Raw genomic sequence first — 13,453 nt, forward strand, 5'->3', positions numbered from 1 at the left:
GATATCGGTGGACCGCCCCCCGGAACGGGGAAGGCTTGGCCAACCTGGCCAGCCTGGTTATGATGTCAAGTCTGGCAAGGCTTGATCCGGAGGCTGGTCATGCAAGTCAATATGCTTGAAGCGAAGAACCAGCTCTCGAAGTTGGTGAAGGCGGCTGTTGCGGGTGAGGAGGTCATCATCGCCAGCCATGGTGAGGCCCAGGTGCGGCTGGTTCCTTGCGCGGCGAGCCCGGGATTAAAGCGTTGGGGGGTCTGGGCAGACCGCCCTGTCAATGTCGATGCCGCCTTTGACGAGCAGGTCGACGAAGAGGTCGCCAGGCTCTTCGGTACCCCGTGAAGCTGCTTCTGGACACCCAGATCATGCTGTGGTGGCTGCTGGGCGATTCGCGGCTGCGGCAGGAGACGCGCGACCTCATGGGGAAAAGCGCCTGCGTGGTTTCCGTAGCAAGCATTTGGGAAGTGGCGATCAAGCACCGACTCGGGAAACTCAGTGTCGACCCAGCCAGCTTTCGCGACGAAAGCCTTGCCGCAGGCGCAACGCTGCTCGCGATCAATGACGCCCATGTCATCGAGACGGCAAGGCTTCCTGGTATTCATTCAGATCCGTTCGACCGGCTGATCATCGCTCAGGCGCGTGTCGAGGGGTTGGTGGCGGTCTCATCGGATGGACGATGGAGTGAGTACGGCATCCCGCTGCAGCGGCCGTAGAGCCGTTCGGGGGACGGTGCGATTGCGTGTGCGATGGCCGGGACGAGTGTTCAGTCGAGGCTGCTCGCATGATCAGTGCCGGAGCGCATCAGTCGGCGAGAGCGCGCGCTATAGGTGTACTGTCCCCGGAATCCGTTATAGGAGATGTGCTTGCTTGGCGAAGTGGCCCCGTATACATTGCGTCTGTACATCATGGCGAAGTCGGAGGTGTGCAGATGGTTCGCACGCAGATCTACCTGACGGAGGTTGAGCAGCAGGCACTGCGTGTGCTGTCTCGGCGCACTGGGCGCTCCCAGAGCGAGTTGATCCGTGAGGCCGTGGATCAACTCATCGCGAAGTCCGAGAAGCCGGACCGGAAAGCGCTACTGCAGCAGGCACGGGGTATCTGGCAGGGTCGAGAGGATCTGCCGGACTTCGCGGCGCTTCGACGTGAGCTTGATCGTTCTGGTCCGGATGCCAGCTAATGGCAGCGCGTCTGCTGCTGGATACGGATGTTCTGATTGATTATCTCCGGGGCGTTCCCGAGGCCGTGACCTACCTTGAAAGCCGAAAGGAGGTTTTTCTGATTTCGGCGGTTACGGTCGGCGAACTCTATGCTGGGGTGCGCGAGGGCCGCGAGCGAAAAGCGTTGGATGCATTCATGGGGGCCTTTGAGATCGTTGTGCTGGATGCGTCTCTGGCCGAGCGAGGTGGCCTGCTTCGGCGGGATTACGGCAAGAGCCATGGCACCGGCCTGGCGGATGCCTTGATCGCAGCCTCTGCGGAGCGCCAGGAAGCGGTTCTCGTAACGCTCAATCGCAAGCATTTCCCCATGCTCAGGGAAGTGCTCGTGCCCTATGAAAAGAGAAGAGTTCCCAGCTAAGCGTTGCGGATTTTCGGGGACAGTACACCCATTGATTGCGTGAGCACTGGCTGGGACGACCCGTGTTCAGTCGAGGCTGCTCGATCATCTTCCGCAGCGCGGTAATCGCCGGCAGACAGCGGTACCGTGCACTGTCCCCTGAAACGAGATCGAGGACCAAGAAATGGCACTGCCAGTTTCGATCCAGGATGTCGTGGATGCCATGCAGCTTCCGAACGATGATTGGTGTTCATACCTTAACGTCGACACGGGTGAGATCGTGACCGTGACCGATGAGGATCAACGTCTGATCGAAGGCGATGTCGATCTGGACGACGTGCCAGCCTGGCAGCGCGAAGCGCTGCCCAAGGCTCGCGAGGCCCTGGAGTCGGACCGTTTCCTGGCACTTCCCCAACCGTTCGATATCCACGAATGGTCGATCATGGAAGAATTCGCCGACGGTCTCAGCGACGAGGATTCACGCGCGGATGTGCTGGACGCGTTGCGGGGCCCGGGTGCATTTCGCCGTTTCCGGTCCACGATCGAGCGGCTGGGGATCGAAAGCGACTGGTACCGACACCGGGACTTGGCGTTCGAGCGAATCGCGAAGGACTGGCTGGAGGCCAACAACGTGCCGTATCGATAGGGGTAGCCAGTTCAGTGCTTGTTGGCAAGGGGTGTGGCGGGCAGTGGCTGGAGCAGGTCGTCACAAGGATCAAGTCGGATTTCGTCGAAGTGCTCGGGCACGGCCTCCTGCATCAGTGGGAAGGCGGGATGGTCCAGCACACCGCTCCCCCTGAAGCAGCGTTGGCGGCATTCGTCGTCGGGCCATAGGGCATACGACCAGAACAGGCCGTCCTCGCCCTCATGCAGGCGCGCACCGAAGGATCCGCAACGTTGATGGATCAGCGCCGTGCCCTCGACCCAGGCCTGCCGAAACTGCGCTTCATATCCGGGCCTGACGCGCCAGCGGTAAAGGATCGCGATGCTCATGAAACGGCTTCCGAGCGCCACTGGGTACCCGGCTGTTCCGAGCTCGCGTGCAACTGCTCGGCCATGTGCAGAACCATCCCGAACTCGACCCGGGCGCCGTGCTGCGGGGTTCGCTCGCCGATGGGCTGCATGGCGAAGTCGCCGCAATGAACCGGGAGAACTTCATCGTGCGCATGCACCTGGAGGCGGTCGAGCGGTTTCAGGACCGGGGCGCCTGGGAGCGGCTGAGCGAGGGCGATCGCGAGACGCTGCTGTCCGCTCTGCTGGCCCGCAGCGCGTCGCCCTCGCTCGCCCACTTCGTGCGCAGCCTGGTCGGCCTGGATCGGACGGCCGCCCAGGCGGCGTTCTCCCGGTTCCTGAACGACCGCAGCCTTGCGCCGCAGCAGATCCGCTTCGTCGAGATGGTGATCGACCAGCTCACCGCGCGCGGCGTGATGGACGCGTCCGCGCTCTACGAGCCGCCGTTCAGCAGCCTGCACGCGGGCGGCCCGGACGAACTGTTCGCGGGCAGGGCGAACGTGATCAACGCCGTGTTCCAGACCCTGGCATCGCTGGAACCCCGGGTTCGGGCCGCCGCAGGCTGAGGGCTGTGGGGCAAGATCAGGGACGTACCGACATGACGCCGCAGGCGGTGGGGGCGGGCGCAACGCTGGTCAGGAAGCCGTGGAAGATGTCTTGGGGTGGCTACAGCGGCTACTTCAAGGATCCTGAAGGCCAACTTGGCCAGTCGCCATATTTGCCACCATATTAAGATATGGAAATCGCGCCATACGTCTGCTAGGCTCTCCGCATGAGCATGGAAAGCTTTGAATGGGATCCGGAGAAGGATCTTCTCAATCAGGCTAAGCACGGCGTTTCCTTCGCTGAAGCGCAGTTGGCTTTCGCTGATCCGGATCGTGTTATTGCTGAAGACCTGTCCCACAGTCACACTGAGAAACGGTATTACTGTTTCGGGAAGGCCGGGGACGGCATATTGACTGTCCGATTCACATTCCGCCTTGGTGTCATCCGGATTATCGGGGCGGGCTATTGGCGCAAAGGTAAGCAGATTTATGAGCGCGAAAATTAAATACACTGATGAGCCCGTCGGCCCTTTAAAGGTCGTATCCGATTTCCTGCCCGCTCCGGAGGAGCTCGTATTCAAGGAAGATACGGTTAAAGTGACGATTGCTCTGAGCAAGGAGAGCGTTGAGTTTTTCAAGCATGAGGCTGAAAAGCATCATACCCAGTACCAGAAGATGATCCGCCGGTTGCTGGATGCCTATACGCTGGCGCATAAGAGGCCTCTAACAAAGCGTTCCAGCCGACGGAGAAAGCGCGCGGCTGAACGCTGACGTTGTGCGTCAGGTCACAAGGGCCTTCTCAGACGAGCTTCCTTTCCGTCGCGGTATTCGGCGACGCGGCTACGGTGGGCTGGGGTCAGGGCGTGCCGCCAGGCGCCGGAGGCTGCGGCGTCGCGCGCGTAGTCGCTGAAAGCCCGTGGCACGCGGCCCAGGGCGCGCTGGACCCCGTCGCCAAGCTGAGCATTGCGGCCGTCGAGGACCTCGGAGAAGAGGTAGGAAAGCAGGGCCACGGCCGCCTCCGGTTCACCTTGCTCGGCCAGCGCGGACACGAACTGCTCCATGGAGATCTGCACGTAGTCAACCTGCCTGCCGGTGGCTCTGGCGATCTGCTCGACCGCTTCCGCGAAGGTCAGCAGCTGAGGACCGGTGAGTTCATAGATGTGCCCGGCGCGCCCGCTCTCCGTCAGCGCAGCGACCGCGACGTCTGCGACGTCGTCGAGGTCGACGAAGGGCTCTGCCACGCTCCCGGCCGGCAATGCGACTTCACCGGCGAGCACCATGTCCAGGAAGCTGCCTTCGCTGAAGTTCTGGCAGAACCAGCTGGAGCGCAGGACGGTCCAGTCGGCGCCTGAGCGCCGCACAGCGTGTTCGGCGAGCTGTGCGCCTTCTTCACCCCGCCCGGAAAGCAGTACCAGACGCCGAACCCCGCTCGCCACCGCCAACTCCGCGAAAGACCCGACGGTTGCAGCAGCGCCTGGCACTGCCAGGTCCGGGAAGTACGCCAGGTACGCGGAGGTCACGCCGAGCACAGCAGGCGCCCAGGTCTCTCTGTCCTCCCAGTCGAATGGAGGCCGGCCGGAGCGCGAACCAACCCGCACGGGCACACCGCGCGCCGAGAGCCGCTCCACAATGCGCCGGCCGGTCTTGCCCGTGCCGCTGAGAACCAGGGTCGTTTCTGTCGTCAGGCCGGTCCGCTTCATGGTTGGTCCCTCGTTGTGAGTTTCGCTGTACGTCCAGTTTCGTTGCTGAGAACCGGACGAACAATTCTCGATTAGCTCGATTTCATGCCTATCCGTCCATTTCTTCTGGACGGCGGTGTGGATCGAAGCGCACACTCGGTCGCATGAAGGCAAAGGATCTGTGGAGCCCGCTGGATCGGCTCGGCGAAGCGCTGCACCTGCTGCGGATGAGCGGCAGCTTCTATTGCCGTTCCGAGTTCACGGCACCCTGGGCTCTGGAGCTTCCCGCGTTCGAGGACTGCCTGATGTTCCACGTCGTGACTTCGGGCCAGTGCTGGCTGGAAGTCGAGGGCGCCGAGCGCCGGATGCTGCAGCGCGGGGATTTCGCGCTCGTGCCACATGGCGAAGGCCACACCCTGCGGAGCGAGTTCGGCATTGCTGCCGCGAAGCTTTTCGATCTTCCTCGGGAACTCGTGAGTGAGCGCTACGAGATCCTTCGGACCGGTGGCGGCGGGGAGGCAACGAGCGTGGTGTGCGGCGTCGTCCGTTTCGAGCACCCGGCCGCGCAGCGCCTGGTCGCGCTGCTTCCGAAGATGGTTGTGGTCGAGGCCTCGAGTTCCCCTCACGCGGATTGGACCCAGAGCACGCTGCGCCTCATGGCTGACGAAGCCAGGGCGCTCCTCCCGGGAGGCGAGACGGTCATCACGAGGCTCTCCGACATTCTGGTGGTCCAGGCGATCCGGTCCTGGATCGCGCAGGACCCCGCTGCGCGCAAGGGTTGGCTCGGAGCGCTTCAGGACCGGCAGATCGGTCGCGCCCTCGCGCACATTCATCGCGACCCGGCGCGCGAGTGGACGGTGGCATCGCTCGCGGACGAGGTGGCCATGTCGCGCTCGGCACTTGCGGCACGCTTTACCGCACTCGTCGGGGAGCCGGTGATGCGTTACGTGACGCGCTGGAGAATGCATCTCGCACTCACGCAACTGAAGGAGGAGGATACGCCGCTCTGCGATCTGGCGTCCCGCCTCGGCTACCAGTCCGAGGCCGCGTTCAGCCGCGCCTTCAAGCGCTTCATCGGCGTCGCGCCGGGCGCCGTTCGGGCCCAGGCAAGGCCTGCTACTGCCCAACAGACGGTCTCGGCGGACGAGCCCAAGCCCCGCCGCTGAGCCCGAGCGTTGGCAAGAATGAGGGTGCCGACTCATGGATGGCTTTGGAATGCGGGAGGCGAGGCCCTCCGACCTGCCAGGCCTCGAGCAGCGGCTCAATCTGGACATGTGACGCCGCGGTGTGGCAAGGACGTTTCCCATCACGCGGCTACGTCCGCGTGTCTGATCACGGCCTCATGAGGAGGCCGGGGAACGGAAATTCAGGCCTCGGGGTTGAGCACATGGCGAGACCTTACCTGCCGGCGATCCTGGTGCTGTTGGCCGCACCCATGAGTGGGTGCGGGCTCGTCAGTGACGCGGACGAGACGTTCTACTTCGGCGAAAAACGGCAGCCCGTTGAACTGGAGTACCAGTACGTCGCTCTCGCCAATGAGCTTCAATCGATCAAGCCCTGCTATCTCATCCATCCTCGTAGTTTGAGGGCTGGAGCATTCGGCTCGGTGGGAAGCCAGGTGTCGCTGAATCGCAGCACCTGCTTTGCGTGGGTGGCGGAAGGCTCGGGAAACGAAAAGCCTTGCGATAAGGTCCGGTCGGCGAGCACGCTGTTCCTGTCGGGAGCGGATCTGAACGCGGAGACGTGCCGCCGGAATGCACGTGTCCCGGGTATGGTGTCCTTGAGGCTGGATGTGCCCGCAATCGTCGTATTGGCCGGCTACGAGGAAGAGGAAATCGACGCCTATCTGGTATCGGAAGGTCGATTCAGCGGCATCGAGGCAGCGAAGAGTTACCGGCGGGACCAGCCTTCGACCTACTGGAACGAGGTGCAGATGACGCTGCTTCACACCGAACAGTTCTTCGATCGGATCGGGCGCCTGCCCGGATTCGGTACCGCCGAAGATCAGGCGACCATGAATGCCCTCAGGTGGGAACCCCGGCAGCAGCGGCTCTGGACCCTGCCGGAGCAGCGCACGCGTTCGGTACCGGAAATCAGAGTGCCGGCGCCGTCGGAACGGGAATGACGGCTGGACGCGCCTGTTTGCGCGTTGCGGAAATAGCGAGTGATTCCATGCAGCCGAGGGCCGCAGCTCGCGCGGCGGATCGATGTCTCTTGGCTTGGTCTGCCGGGACCTGCGCGCCGATTCGGGGGTTCGGCAGCCATAGCGGCATGGCGCACCGCGGCGCCGAAATCCACTTGAATCGGGTGCCTCCATTCTGACGCAGGCCCGTCCAGGTTCCTCGATGACCAGCCCTCAACCAGACCAGAACTGCTATTTCTGCCGGGTTTCCGCCGGCTTGGCCGACCCGTTCATTTTCGAGAACCGATCGTTCATCGGCATCTTCGACACCAACCCGGTCAATCCGGGGCATGCACTGGTGATTCCCCGGCGGCACGTCGTCTCGCTGTTCGAGCTCAACGAAACGGAGCAGTCGGACTACTTCGACGCCGTCCGCGGGGTCCGGCAGGCGATCGAAGCGACCGACATGAACGACCTGTGCCGGAACATGCTGGACCGCGACTATTTGAGGGAGCGACCGAAGGGCCACATCGAAGCGGTGCTGAAAGGGCCCTTCCTGAACAGGCGGCCCGATCGTGGCGCGCGGGATGCCCGGGCCACGAGTGCCGGAGCGTGCTATACAGAATCTGTCCATCACCAACAGGTCAGATTCCGTCAGGCACTCGGTTGACGGTTGACCAGGGAAAGAATCGGATGACGAATCAGTCGAGCTCCGGGACGGAGCAGTGGCCGTCCGTGCCGTTGGAGGCGTGGAGCGACACCTGCGCGACCCTCCACCTGTGGACCCAGATCGTGGGCAAGATCCGCTTGACGCAGAGCCCATGGGTGAATCACTCATGGAATGCGACGCTGTACGTGACGGCCCGCGGTCTGACCACGTCGCCCGTCCCGCACGGCGCCCGGGTATTCGAGATCGAGTTCGACTTCATCGCGCATCGCCTTTCGGTGCGTACGAGCGAAGGGGAAACGGGGGGCTTCGCGCTCAGGCCCGAATCCGTCGCGGGCTTCTACGCGAGGCTGATGGATGAGATGGGCCGCCTGAACCTGCCGGTGACGATCCAAAGGAAACCGAACGAGGTCACCGAGGCCATTCCGTTCGATCGGGATGATCGCCCCCGATCGTACGATCCGGTCTTTGTGAACAGGTACTGGCGCGCTCTGGCGCAGGTGGACCGGGTCTTCAAGCAGTTCCGCGCGAGGTTCATCGGGAAGTGCAGCCCCGTGCATTACTTCTGGGGCGCCCCCGACCTGGCGGTGACGCGGTTTTCGGGGCGGCCGGCGCCGCAACACCCGGGGGGGATTCCCAATCTTCCCGACTGGGTGACGCGGGAAGCCTATTCGCACGAGGTCAGCAGCTGCGGTTTCTGGTCAGGCGGCGGGCCCGTTCCGTATCCGGCCTTCTACTCGTACGCCTATCCCGAGCCGCAGGGGTTCGCGGATGCGGCGATCCAGCCGGCCGAGGCCTTCTTCAGTACCGATCTTCGCGAGTTCGTTCTCCCCTACGATGCGGTTCGGCAGTCACCGGATCCGGACGGCATGCTGTTGGACTTTCTGCAAACCACGTATGACGCCGCAGCGGATCTGGCGCACTGGGACCGGGGATCCCTGGAGCGCGATCGTGATCCGAGAGACGCGCTCTGACGAGCGGCGGACGCGGAGACACGCGCCGCGCGCGCAGCCCTGACCGCCGCCGCAGGTCGGCCAGCCGCCGCGAGTCGGCAAGGAATGAATCGACATGGCGACACCCAGTTCTTCCGAGGCGCAGGCCCGGATTGTCTATTTTTCTCACGGCGGAGGTCCGTTGCCCATTCTCGGCGACGCCAGCCACCGGGCGCGGGTGGAGCTCCTGCGAGAGCTTCCGGAGCCACCGGCTGGCCTCGGGCAAACCGGCGGCCGAGCCGGTCACTTCAGGGCTTCGAACGATTCGGGCAGGATCTGGCCGCCGTCTACGATCAGTGTCTGCCCGGTGATGTACCGGGCCTCGGGAGACGCGAGGAAACACACGGCGAAGGCAATGTCCTGCGGCTCGCACAGCGCCCGGGTAGGGATGGACTCCGCCATCTCGCGCAGGTAGTCCTCGCCCTGTGCCTTCAGCCCTTCAGTCAGCACGTTCCCCGGCATCACGGCGTTTATCGTGATGCCGTCCCGTGCACATTCGAGGGCCGCCGAGCGCATGAAGCCGAGCTGGCCCGCCTTGCTGGCACCGTAATGTGCCCAACCCGGGTACCCGGTCACGGGTCCGGTGATCGATGACGTGAGCACGATCCGACCGTATCCCTGTTCGCGCATGCCGGGCAGTACCGCCTGGGTCATGAAAAAGGCGCCGCGGAGGTTCACCGCGATCATCGTGTCCCAGTCGTCCTCCGTCATCGTGTCCAGGGGCGCCTGCGGAAAGATGCCGGCGTTGGAGCAGAGCACCCCCACCGGCCCCAAACGTTCCTGGATCGCCTGTACGGCGTGCCGGCACGAGTCGCGGGAACTCACGTCGAGCGCCTCGAACTCCACTCCCAGTTCGCCAGCCGCCTGCCGGCCCTCGGCCTCGTCGATGTCGGTGATCACGACCCGGGCACCGGCCTGCACAAGCACGCGGGCAATGCCCCGGCCGATGCCCTTCGCGCCTCCGGTGACGATCGCCACCTGCTCCACGAGCTCGCGATAGCGGTAAACTCGAGGGCCGCCGAGTTCGAACAGCAAGCTCTCGGAGTCGGTCGATTCGAGCCGCTTCGTCACGGCCTCGGCTACGTCGTCGACCAGGACGGGTTGCAAGCGGGTGTCGCCGCGGCCGAACAGCGGGATCACCGGCAGGCTTGCGAGGCGGGTCAGGTTGGTGAGGAAGGCGTCGCCCGGCCCGAACAGCACGCTGGGGCGCACGATGACCGCATGCGGGAACGCCGCCCGAACCCGGTCCTTGCCACGGGCACGGGCCCGGACGTAGGGCGACGGCGAGGACGGGCTCGCTCCGATCCCGGAGATCAGCACCAACTGCCGCACCCCGGTCTCGTGCGCCACCCGCGCCAGGCGGCTGCGGTTCGATGCCGCTACTCGTGTGGCCGCGCCGCTGACTGGATCGAGCGCGCGACCGAAGTCACGGCGATGATGGCTGCCGCGGCCAGCGGGATCAGTGCCCCGGTTGCGTCGATCGCCATCAGGGTCAGCGAGCCGATCACGCACCACAGGATGGGAATGAGCGAGGCAAGCCAGAAGGTGAGGCCGCGCAGCGCGAGCAGCAGCGCAGTCAGGCCGATGGCGACGGCCAGAACGTGCAGTGGCCAGAAGGCTTCGTTGATGCGTTCCAGCAGCCGCCAGTAGATATCCGGGGTGAACGGGATGAAGTCTTCGAGGCGGTAGGTCTGCCAGCCGTTCATGGCGCGATTACAGCGACGCGATGTGGCGGATCATGCGTTCCCGCGTCGCTTGCGTCGGCATCGGCTCGTGGCCGGCGCGCATGTTCTCGATCACGTGCTCGACGCGGGTCGTTGCCGGGATGGCGCAGGTCAGCGCCGGATGGCTGACGACGAACTTGAGCAGGAAGTCGGGCCAGTTGCGGCAATCGAATTCGTCAGCCGCCCATGCAGGGACTTCATGCCGGCGCTTGAGGTTCCGGATCAGGCGCCCACCGAAGTTTCAGGGCGCTTCGGCGCGAGTGGCGATGGCTCATGAAGACGACCTCGTCCGGAAAAGCTCAGGTCTTACGACCACCGTCGCCAGAATCAGTGCGAATGCGGAGAGCACAAAGACCTTGTTGACGAACCAGTTGGTCCTCCAGAGGGTCCAGTCCGGCTCGGCCAGAAAGAGGGTGAACAGGGTCAGGATGATCGCGATCTCGATGACCGACATGCTCACGGCCAGCCAGCGCGTGTACCAGGGCTGGGTCAGCAGCGCCCAGCCCAGCCAGACATGCGCGATCGGCCACAAGTCCCAGAAGATGTTCGCGTGCCAGGCCTCGCCCGTGAACAGGGCAAACGTGATCGGAAAGACGTACTTGATGAACACCGACCACGCCGCCAGCACGAAAAGCAGGTGGGCGAGGAAGGTGATCCAGCCGGAATCGGGAGCTTGTGATCGGAAGCGAGCCATGCTGGCCATTATGACGCACCCAATGGGCTGCCGCGGCAGGATCGCACGGGTTCATTTCGTGACCCCCCATCATGTGGCACAGCGCGGCCAGCGTCGGCAGACAGTGATCGCGGTGTACCGTCCCCGGGATTCCCGTGGGGTCATTGTTGTCCCGCAAGCACCTGCGGCTGTTGGACGACCCGTGGGGCAGGGCTGTTGATCCCCGCCAATATGTGGCGGGATACTGCAGTTCCACGCGTGCAAGGACGGAACGATGGCTGGGGCGGGGGACCACGACGAGATGGACATCGAAATTTTTCGCCTCGATCCGGAGGGCCGCTGGGTGCTTTACCCTGTCCGGCCCGGACAGAGGTCCGGCTGGACAATGTCGGACTCGATGTGCCCATGGTGGTGGTTCTTTCCACTTCTGATTTGGAAACCCCAGCGCACCTTGGATATGTGGTCAGGCGTGAATCAGGGAGCCCGAAAGAGATTGTTGAGCGGTTAGCTAGGGCGGGTATGCAACACCTTTATATTGACGGCGGGGTTACGATTCAGGCGATTTCTGAAAGAGAAACTGATTGATGAGCTCACGATCACCCGCATTCCCGTGCTGCTCGGTGTCGGCCTTCCCCTTTTTGGGGGTGCTGCTCCGGCACAGAAGTTGACGCTATTGGAGGTGACAGCGTCCGATAATGGGTTTGTCCAAGAACGCTACAAGGTTGAGAACGTCGTATGACAGTCGGCTGCAGTGGCCGACTGGCCCTGAAAGGGGTGTGGTCGTCAGCATACGGTATCAGATATGTAGGAGGCGGATGTGGATGCAAATGAATTGGGAGCGCTCCAGGCGCCCTTGAAGGAAAGATATCAGCAGGATCCCGGTGCTGCCATGGTCACGCTGCGGGTGGAAGGGGAAATTGGTGAAGGCATCGCCTGCAAGGTGGATACGGGGCATTCATTGGTCGAAGCGGGTTTGCATCCCGCGACTGGGGGTGACGGCTCTCAGGCGTGTTCGGGGGATATGCTTCTGGAAGCGCTTGCGGCGTGCGCAGGTGTCACGCTGAGAGCAGTGGCTACTGCCTTTGGTGTCGAAATTCGAGACGGCAGCAAGGTTGTGGCGGAAGGTGATCTTGATTTTCGTGGGACGCTTGGTGTCGCCAAAGACGCTCCTGTTGGGTTTAAGGAAATACGGTTGAGATTCGAGGTCGAGTCGGATGCAGACACGGCGACAATGAACAAGCTTATCTCGGTCACGGAGCGGTACTGTGTTGTTCTTCAAACGCTCCGAGCTTGTCCAGCGATGGTCGTGTCACTGAACGAATAGGCCGAACAATGCTGTGGGGCTGACGCGCGGCCAACGCTGACCGTATCGAGAGGTGGGTGGCCATGAATCTGCGGCTTCGAGAGATTACGCGCGAGGATTTGCCGCTCATTGAGCAGTGGCTGCATGCGGATCATGTCCGTGGGGCATGGGGTGATCCGATTCCCAATCTCGTTCTGCTGAGCGAGCCAGCAGCCGATGGCGCATGGCGGGCCATCATCGAAGCGGATGGACGGGACGTCGGGGTTGTGCTGTGGCAGCACCTCTCTCGGGACGAACTGGACGCTGCGGGCCTCTCGGACATTCCGACGACCGTCAGGGGGCTGCTCAACCAATGAACGAGTTCAACTCCCGTTTTCGGGAAATTTTCTTCGAGGTCTACGAAAGCCTGCCCCGGCAAGGCCCTGGCAACCGTGAATGCGCCATTAGGGCTCTTGGCCTGTGCCAGGAGCTGCCGCAATCGCCGGCGATACTCGACCTCGGGTGTGGTGTCGGCGGACAGACTCTCCAACTCGCGGAACTGACGTCGGGCTCCATCGTAGCAATCGACAGCCACCCGGAGAGCATCGAACGGCTTCAGGCAGCGATTGCGAAACGTGGGCTTTCGCGGCGGGTCCGCGCGGTCGTCGGAGACATGGCCCGGATTGAGCAACCGCTTGAAAGTTTCGATCTGATCTGGTCGGAGGGTGCGCTGTACAACATTGGCCTGCGGAACGCCCTGAACGTCTGTCACGGTTTGCTGCGCCCGGGCGGGTACCTTGCGTTTACCGACGCGGTCTGGCGCAAGAAGAATCCGCCGGCCGCAGTACAGGCCAGTTTCGATCTGGACGATCCGAGTATGGGATCGCTGGACGACGACGTGGCAGCGATACAGGATTGCGGATTCGACCTCATCGGGCACTTTGCCTTGCCCGATGAGGCGTGGTGGGACGATTTCTATGGTCCGATGGAGCTGCGCATTGCCGATTTGCGCGGCAAATATGCGAACGACCCTGAGGCGTTGGCCGTACTGGACCAACTTTCCGAGGAGCCCGAGATGCACCGGCGCTATTCCGACTTCTACGCCTACGTGTTTTTCGTAGCACGCCGCCCGATCGACCCTCGTGACCCGAGATGACCGAAGCGGTTGAACGAACCGGGCCGGCAGACGCGGGAATGGCGGAGGACGGCC

General features: G+C 63.2%; 22 protein-coding genes. 17 read left to right on the forward strand and 5 right to left on the reverse strand.

Annotation, left to right across the window (positions count from 1 at the left end; genetic code table 11):
• The first annotated feature begins 99 nt into the window (after window positions 1-99).
• From THITH_RS04495 to THITH_RS04515, 5 genes are all read left to right on the forward strand, one after another.
• On the forward strand, window positions 100-336 hold the full coding sequence (locus THITH_RS04495) for a type II toxin-antitoxin system Phd/YefM family antitoxin (RefSeq protein ID WP_006749042.1): 237 nt from the start codon (window positions 100-102) through the stop codon (window positions 334-336).
• Window positions 333-707: a type II toxin-antitoxin system VapC family toxin gene (locus tag THITH_RS04500; protein WP_006749041.1), complete on the forward strand. Its 375-nt coding sequence runs from the start codon at window positions 333-335 to the stop codon at window positions 705-707. The genes THITH_RS04495 and THITH_RS04500 overlap by 4 nt, the downstream gene beginning before the upstream one ends.
• A gap of 215 nt (window positions 708-922) precedes the next feature.
• Window positions 923-1,171: a ribbon-helix-helix domain-containing protein gene (locus THITH_RS04505; RefSeq protein WP_006749040.1), complete on the forward strand. Its 249-nt coding sequence runs from the start codon at window positions 923-925 to the stop codon at window positions 1,169-1,171.
• The gene (locus THITH_RS04510; RefSeq protein WP_006749039.1) at window positions 1,171-1,569 is read left to right on the forward strand and encodes a type II toxin-antitoxin system VapC family toxin; all 399 of its coding nucleotides are present in this window, start codon (window positions 1,171-1,173) and stop codon (window positions 1,567-1,569) included. The genes THITH_RS04505 and THITH_RS04510 overlap by 1 nt, the downstream gene beginning before the upstream one ends.
• Window positions 1,570-1,732: 163 nt before the next feature.
• The gene (locus THITH_RS04515) at window positions 1,733-2,194 is read left to right on the forward strand and encodes a UPF0158 family protein (protein ID WP_006749038.1); all 462 of its coding nucleotides are present in this window, start codon (window positions 1,733-1,735) and stop codon (window positions 2,192-2,194) included.
• An 11-nt stretch (window positions 2,195-2,205) separates the two neighbouring features.
• On the opposite strand, the gene THITH_RS04520 is transcribed toward THITH_RS04515, so the two are convergent.
• On the reverse strand, window positions 2,206-2,541 hold the full coding sequence (locus THITH_RS04520) for a hypothetical protein (RefSeq protein ID WP_006749037.1): 336 nt from the start codon (window positions 2,539-2,541) through the stop codon (window positions 2,206-2,208).
• A 47-nt stretch (window positions 2,542-2,588) separates the two neighbouring features.
• Here THITH_RS04520 and THITH_RS04525 point away from each other — a divergent pair, with 47 nt between their 5' ends.
• The 3 genes from THITH_RS04525 (at window position 2,589) to THITH_RS17600 (ending at window position 3,875) form a co-directional block, all read left to right on the forward strand.
• Window positions 2,589-3,125 (forward strand): type I restriction-modification enzyme R subunit C-terminal domain-containing protein, encoded by a 537-nt coding sequence (locus tag THITH_RS04525; RefSeq protein WP_006749036.1) that lies wholly within the window; start codon window positions 2,589-2,591, stop codon window positions 3,123-3,125.
• Window positions 3,126-3,331: 206 nt separating this feature from the next.
• Window positions 3,332-3,610, forward strand: coding sequence for a BrnT family toxin (locus THITH_RS04530; RefSeq protein WP_006749035.1), 279 nt, complete (start codon window positions 3,332-3,334; stop codon window positions 3,608-3,610).
• On the forward strand, window positions 3,594-3,875 hold the full coding sequence (locus THITH_RS17600) for a hypothetical protein (protein WP_006749034.1): 282 nt from the start codon (window positions 3,594-3,596) through the stop codon (window positions 3,873-3,875). The genes THITH_RS04530 and THITH_RS17600 overlap by 17 nt, the downstream gene beginning before the upstream one ends.
• Window positions 3,876-3,889: 14 nt before the next feature.
• On the opposite strand, the gene THITH_RS04540 is transcribed toward THITH_RS17600, so the two are convergent.
• Window positions 3,890-4,804, reverse strand: a complete 915-nt coding sequence (locus tag THITH_RS04540) for a Rossmann-fold NAD(P)-binding domain-containing protein (RefSeq protein WP_006749033.1) — start codon at window positions 4,802-4,804, stop codon at window positions 3,890-3,892.
• A gap of 143 nt (window positions 4,805-4,947) precedes the next feature.
• On the opposite strand from THITH_RS04540, the gene THITH_RS04545 reads away from it, so the two are divergent.
• The 4 genes from THITH_RS04545 to THITH_RS04560 all read left to right on the forward strand — a co-directional run bounded on the left by THITH_RS04545 (window position 4,948) and on the right by THITH_RS04560 (window position 8,546).
• Window positions 4,948-5,949 carry an AraC family transcriptional regulator gene (locus THITH_RS04545; RefSeq protein ID WP_006749032.1) on the forward strand — a complete coding sequence of 334 codons (1,002 nt, stop codon included), beginning with the start codon at window positions 4,948-4,950 and terminating at the stop codon, window positions 5,947-5,949.
• A 221-nt stretch (window positions 5,950-6,170) separates the two neighbouring features.
• Window positions 6,171-6,908, forward strand: a complete 738-nt coding sequence (locus THITH_RS04550; protein WP_006749031.1) for a hypothetical protein — start codon at window positions 6,171-6,173, stop codon at window positions 6,906-6,908.
• A 220-nt stretch (window positions 6,909-7,128) separates the two neighbouring features.
• Window positions 7,129-7,575 carry an HIT family protein gene (locus THITH_RS04555; RefSeq protein ID WP_006749030.1) on the forward strand — a complete coding sequence of 149 codons (447 nt, stop codon included), beginning with the start codon at window positions 7,129-7,131 and terminating at the stop codon, window positions 7,573-7,575.
• Window positions 7,576-7,598: 23 nt separating this feature from the next.
• On the forward strand, window positions 7,599-8,546 hold the full coding sequence (locus THITH_RS04560; RefSeq protein ID WP_006749029.1) for a DUF5996 family protein: 948 nt from the start codon (window positions 7,599-7,601) through the stop codon (window positions 8,544-8,546).
• A gap of 261 nt (window positions 8,547-8,807) precedes the next feature.
• On the opposite strand, the gene fabG is transcribed toward THITH_RS04560, so the two are convergent.
• The 3 genes from fabG to THITH_RS04575 all read right to left on the reverse strand — a co-directional run bounded on the left by fabG (window position 8,808) and on the right by THITH_RS04575 (window position 10,982).
• The gene (gene fabG / locus THITH_RS04565) at window positions 8,808-9,896 is read right to left on the reverse strand and encodes a 3-oxoacyl-ACP reductase FabG (protein ID WP_232222246.1); all 1,089 of its coding nucleotides are present in this window, start codon (window positions 9,894-9,896) and stop codon (window positions 8,808-8,810) included.
• Window positions 9,897-9,943: 47 nt separating this feature from the next.
• The gene (locus tag THITH_RS04570) at window positions 9,944-10,270 is read right to left on the reverse strand and encodes a hypothetical protein (RefSeq protein ID WP_006749027.1); all 327 of its coding nucleotides are present in this window, start codon (window positions 10,268-10,270) and stop codon (window positions 9,944-9,946) included.
• A 289-nt stretch (window positions 10,271-10,559) separates the two neighbouring features.
• Window positions 10,560-10,982 carry a hypothetical protein gene (locus THITH_RS04575; protein WP_232222247.1) on the reverse strand — a complete coding sequence of 141 codons (423 nt, stop codon included), beginning with the start codon at window positions 10,980-10,982 and terminating at the stop codon, window positions 10,560-10,562.
• A 384-nt stretch (window positions 10,983-11,366) separates the two neighbouring features.
• Between THITH_RS04575 and THITH_RS18685 the strand changes: the two genes are divergently transcribed.
• From THITH_RS18685 to THITH_RS04585, 5 genes are all read left to right on the forward strand, one after another.
• Window positions 11,367-11,546, forward strand: a complete 180-nt coding sequence (locus tag THITH_RS18685) for a hypothetical protein (RefSeq protein WP_198019521.1) — start codon at window positions 11,367-11,369, stop codon at window positions 11,544-11,546.
• 25 nt (window positions 11,547-11,571) lie between these two features.
• Window positions 11,572-11,700 carry a hypothetical protein gene (locus THITH_RS19675; RefSeq protein ID WP_408645507.1) on the forward strand — a complete coding sequence of 43 codons (129 nt, stop codon included), beginning with the start codon at window positions 11,572-11,574 and terminating at the stop codon, window positions 11,698-11,700.
• A 78-nt stretch (window positions 11,701-11,778) separates the two neighbouring features.
• Window positions 11,779-12,285, forward strand: a complete 507-nt coding sequence (locus tag THITH_RS17605) for an OsmC family protein (RefSeq protein WP_084222617.1) — start codon at window positions 11,779-11,781, stop codon at window positions 12,283-12,285.
• 62 nt (window positions 12,286-12,347) lie between these two features.
• The gene (locus THITH_RS04580; protein WP_006749024.1) at window positions 12,348-12,620 is read left to right on the forward strand and encodes a hypothetical protein; all 273 of its coding nucleotides are present in this window, start codon (window positions 12,348-12,350) and stop codon (window positions 12,618-12,620) included.
• Window positions 12,617-13,399, forward strand: coding sequence for a class I SAM-dependent methyltransferase (locus tag THITH_RS04585; RefSeq protein ID WP_006749023.1), 783 nt, complete (start codon window positions 12,617-12,619; stop codon window positions 13,397-13,399). The genes THITH_RS04580 and THITH_RS04585 overlap by 4 nt, the downstream gene beginning before the upstream one ends.
• Window positions 13,400-13,453: the final 54 nt, after the last annotated feature.

The sequence above is a fragment of the Thioalkalivibrio paradoxus ARh 1 genome (assembly GCF_000227685.2).
Taxonomy (GTDB): domain Bacteria; phylum Pseudomonadota; class Gammaproteobacteria; order Ectothiorhodospirales; family Ectothiorhodospiraceae; genus Thioalkalivibrio; species Thioalkalivibrio paradoxus.

Coding starts and splice junctions, on each gene's coding strand:
- THITH_RS04520 (WP_006749037.1), bottom strand. CDS start 2,541: ATGAGCATCGCGATCCTTTACCGCTGGCGCGTCAGGCCCGGATATGAA.
- THITH_RS04560 (WP_006749029.1), top strand. CDS start 7,599: ATGACGAATCAGTCGAGCTCCGGGACGGAGCAGTGGCCGTCCGTGCCG.
- THITH_RS04515 (WP_006749038.1), top strand. CDS start 1,733: ATGGCACTGCCAGTTTCGATCCAGGATGTCGTGGATGCCATGCAGCTT.
- THITH_RS04580 (WP_006749024.1), top strand. CDS start 12,348: ATGAATCTGCGGCTTCGAGAGATTACGCGCGAGGATTTGCCGCTCATT.
- THITH_RS04495 (WP_006749042.1), top strand. CDS start 100: ATGCAAGTCAATATGCTTGAAGCGAAGAACCAGCTCTCGAAGTTGGTG.
- THITH_RS04550 (WP_006749031.1), top strand. CDS start 6,171: ATGGCGAGACCTTACCTGCCGGCGATCCTGGTGCTGTTGGCCGCACCC.
- THITH_RS04575 (WP_232222247.1), bottom strand. CDS start 10,982: ATGGCTCGCTTCCGATCACAAGCTCCCGATTCCGGCTGGATCACCTTC.
- THITH_RS04540 (WP_006749033.1), bottom strand. CDS start 4,804: ATGAAGCGGACCGGCCTGACGACAGAAACGACCCTGGTTCTCAGCGGC.
- THITH_RS04555 (WP_006749030.1), top strand. CDS start 7,129: ATGACCAGCCCTCAACCAGACCAGAACTGCTATTTCTGCCGGGTTTCC.
- THITH_RS04505 (WP_006749040.1), top strand. CDS start 923: ATGGTTCGCACGCAGATCTACCTGACGGAGGTTGAGCAGCAGGCACTG.
- THITH_RS04530 (WP_006749035.1), top strand. CDS start 3,332: ATGAGCATGGAAAGCTTTGAATGGGATCCGGAGAAGGATCTTCTCAAT.
- THITH_RS04585 (WP_006749023.1), top strand. CDS start 12,617: ATGAACGAGTTCAACTCCCGTTTTCGGGAAATTTTCTTCGAGGTCTAC.
- THITH_RS18685 (WP_198019521.1), top strand. CDS start 11,367: ATGGTGGTGGTTCTTTCCACTTCTGATTTGGAAACCCCAGCGCACCTT.
- THITH_RS04570 (WP_006749027.1), bottom strand. CDS start 10,270: ATGAACGGCTGGCAGACCTACCGCCTCGAAGACTTCATCCCGTTCACC.
- THITH_RS04510 (WP_006749039.1), top strand. CDS start 1,171: ATGGCAGCGCGTCTGCTGCTGGATACGGATGTTCTGATTGATTATCTC.
- THITH_RS17600 (WP_006749034.1), top strand. CDS start 3,594: ATGAGCGCGAAAATTAAATACACTGATGAGCCCGTCGGCCCTTTAAAG.
- THITH_RS04545 (WP_006749032.1), top strand. CDS start 4,948: ATGAAGGCAAAGGATCTGTGGAGCCCGCTGGATCGGCTCGGCGAAGCG.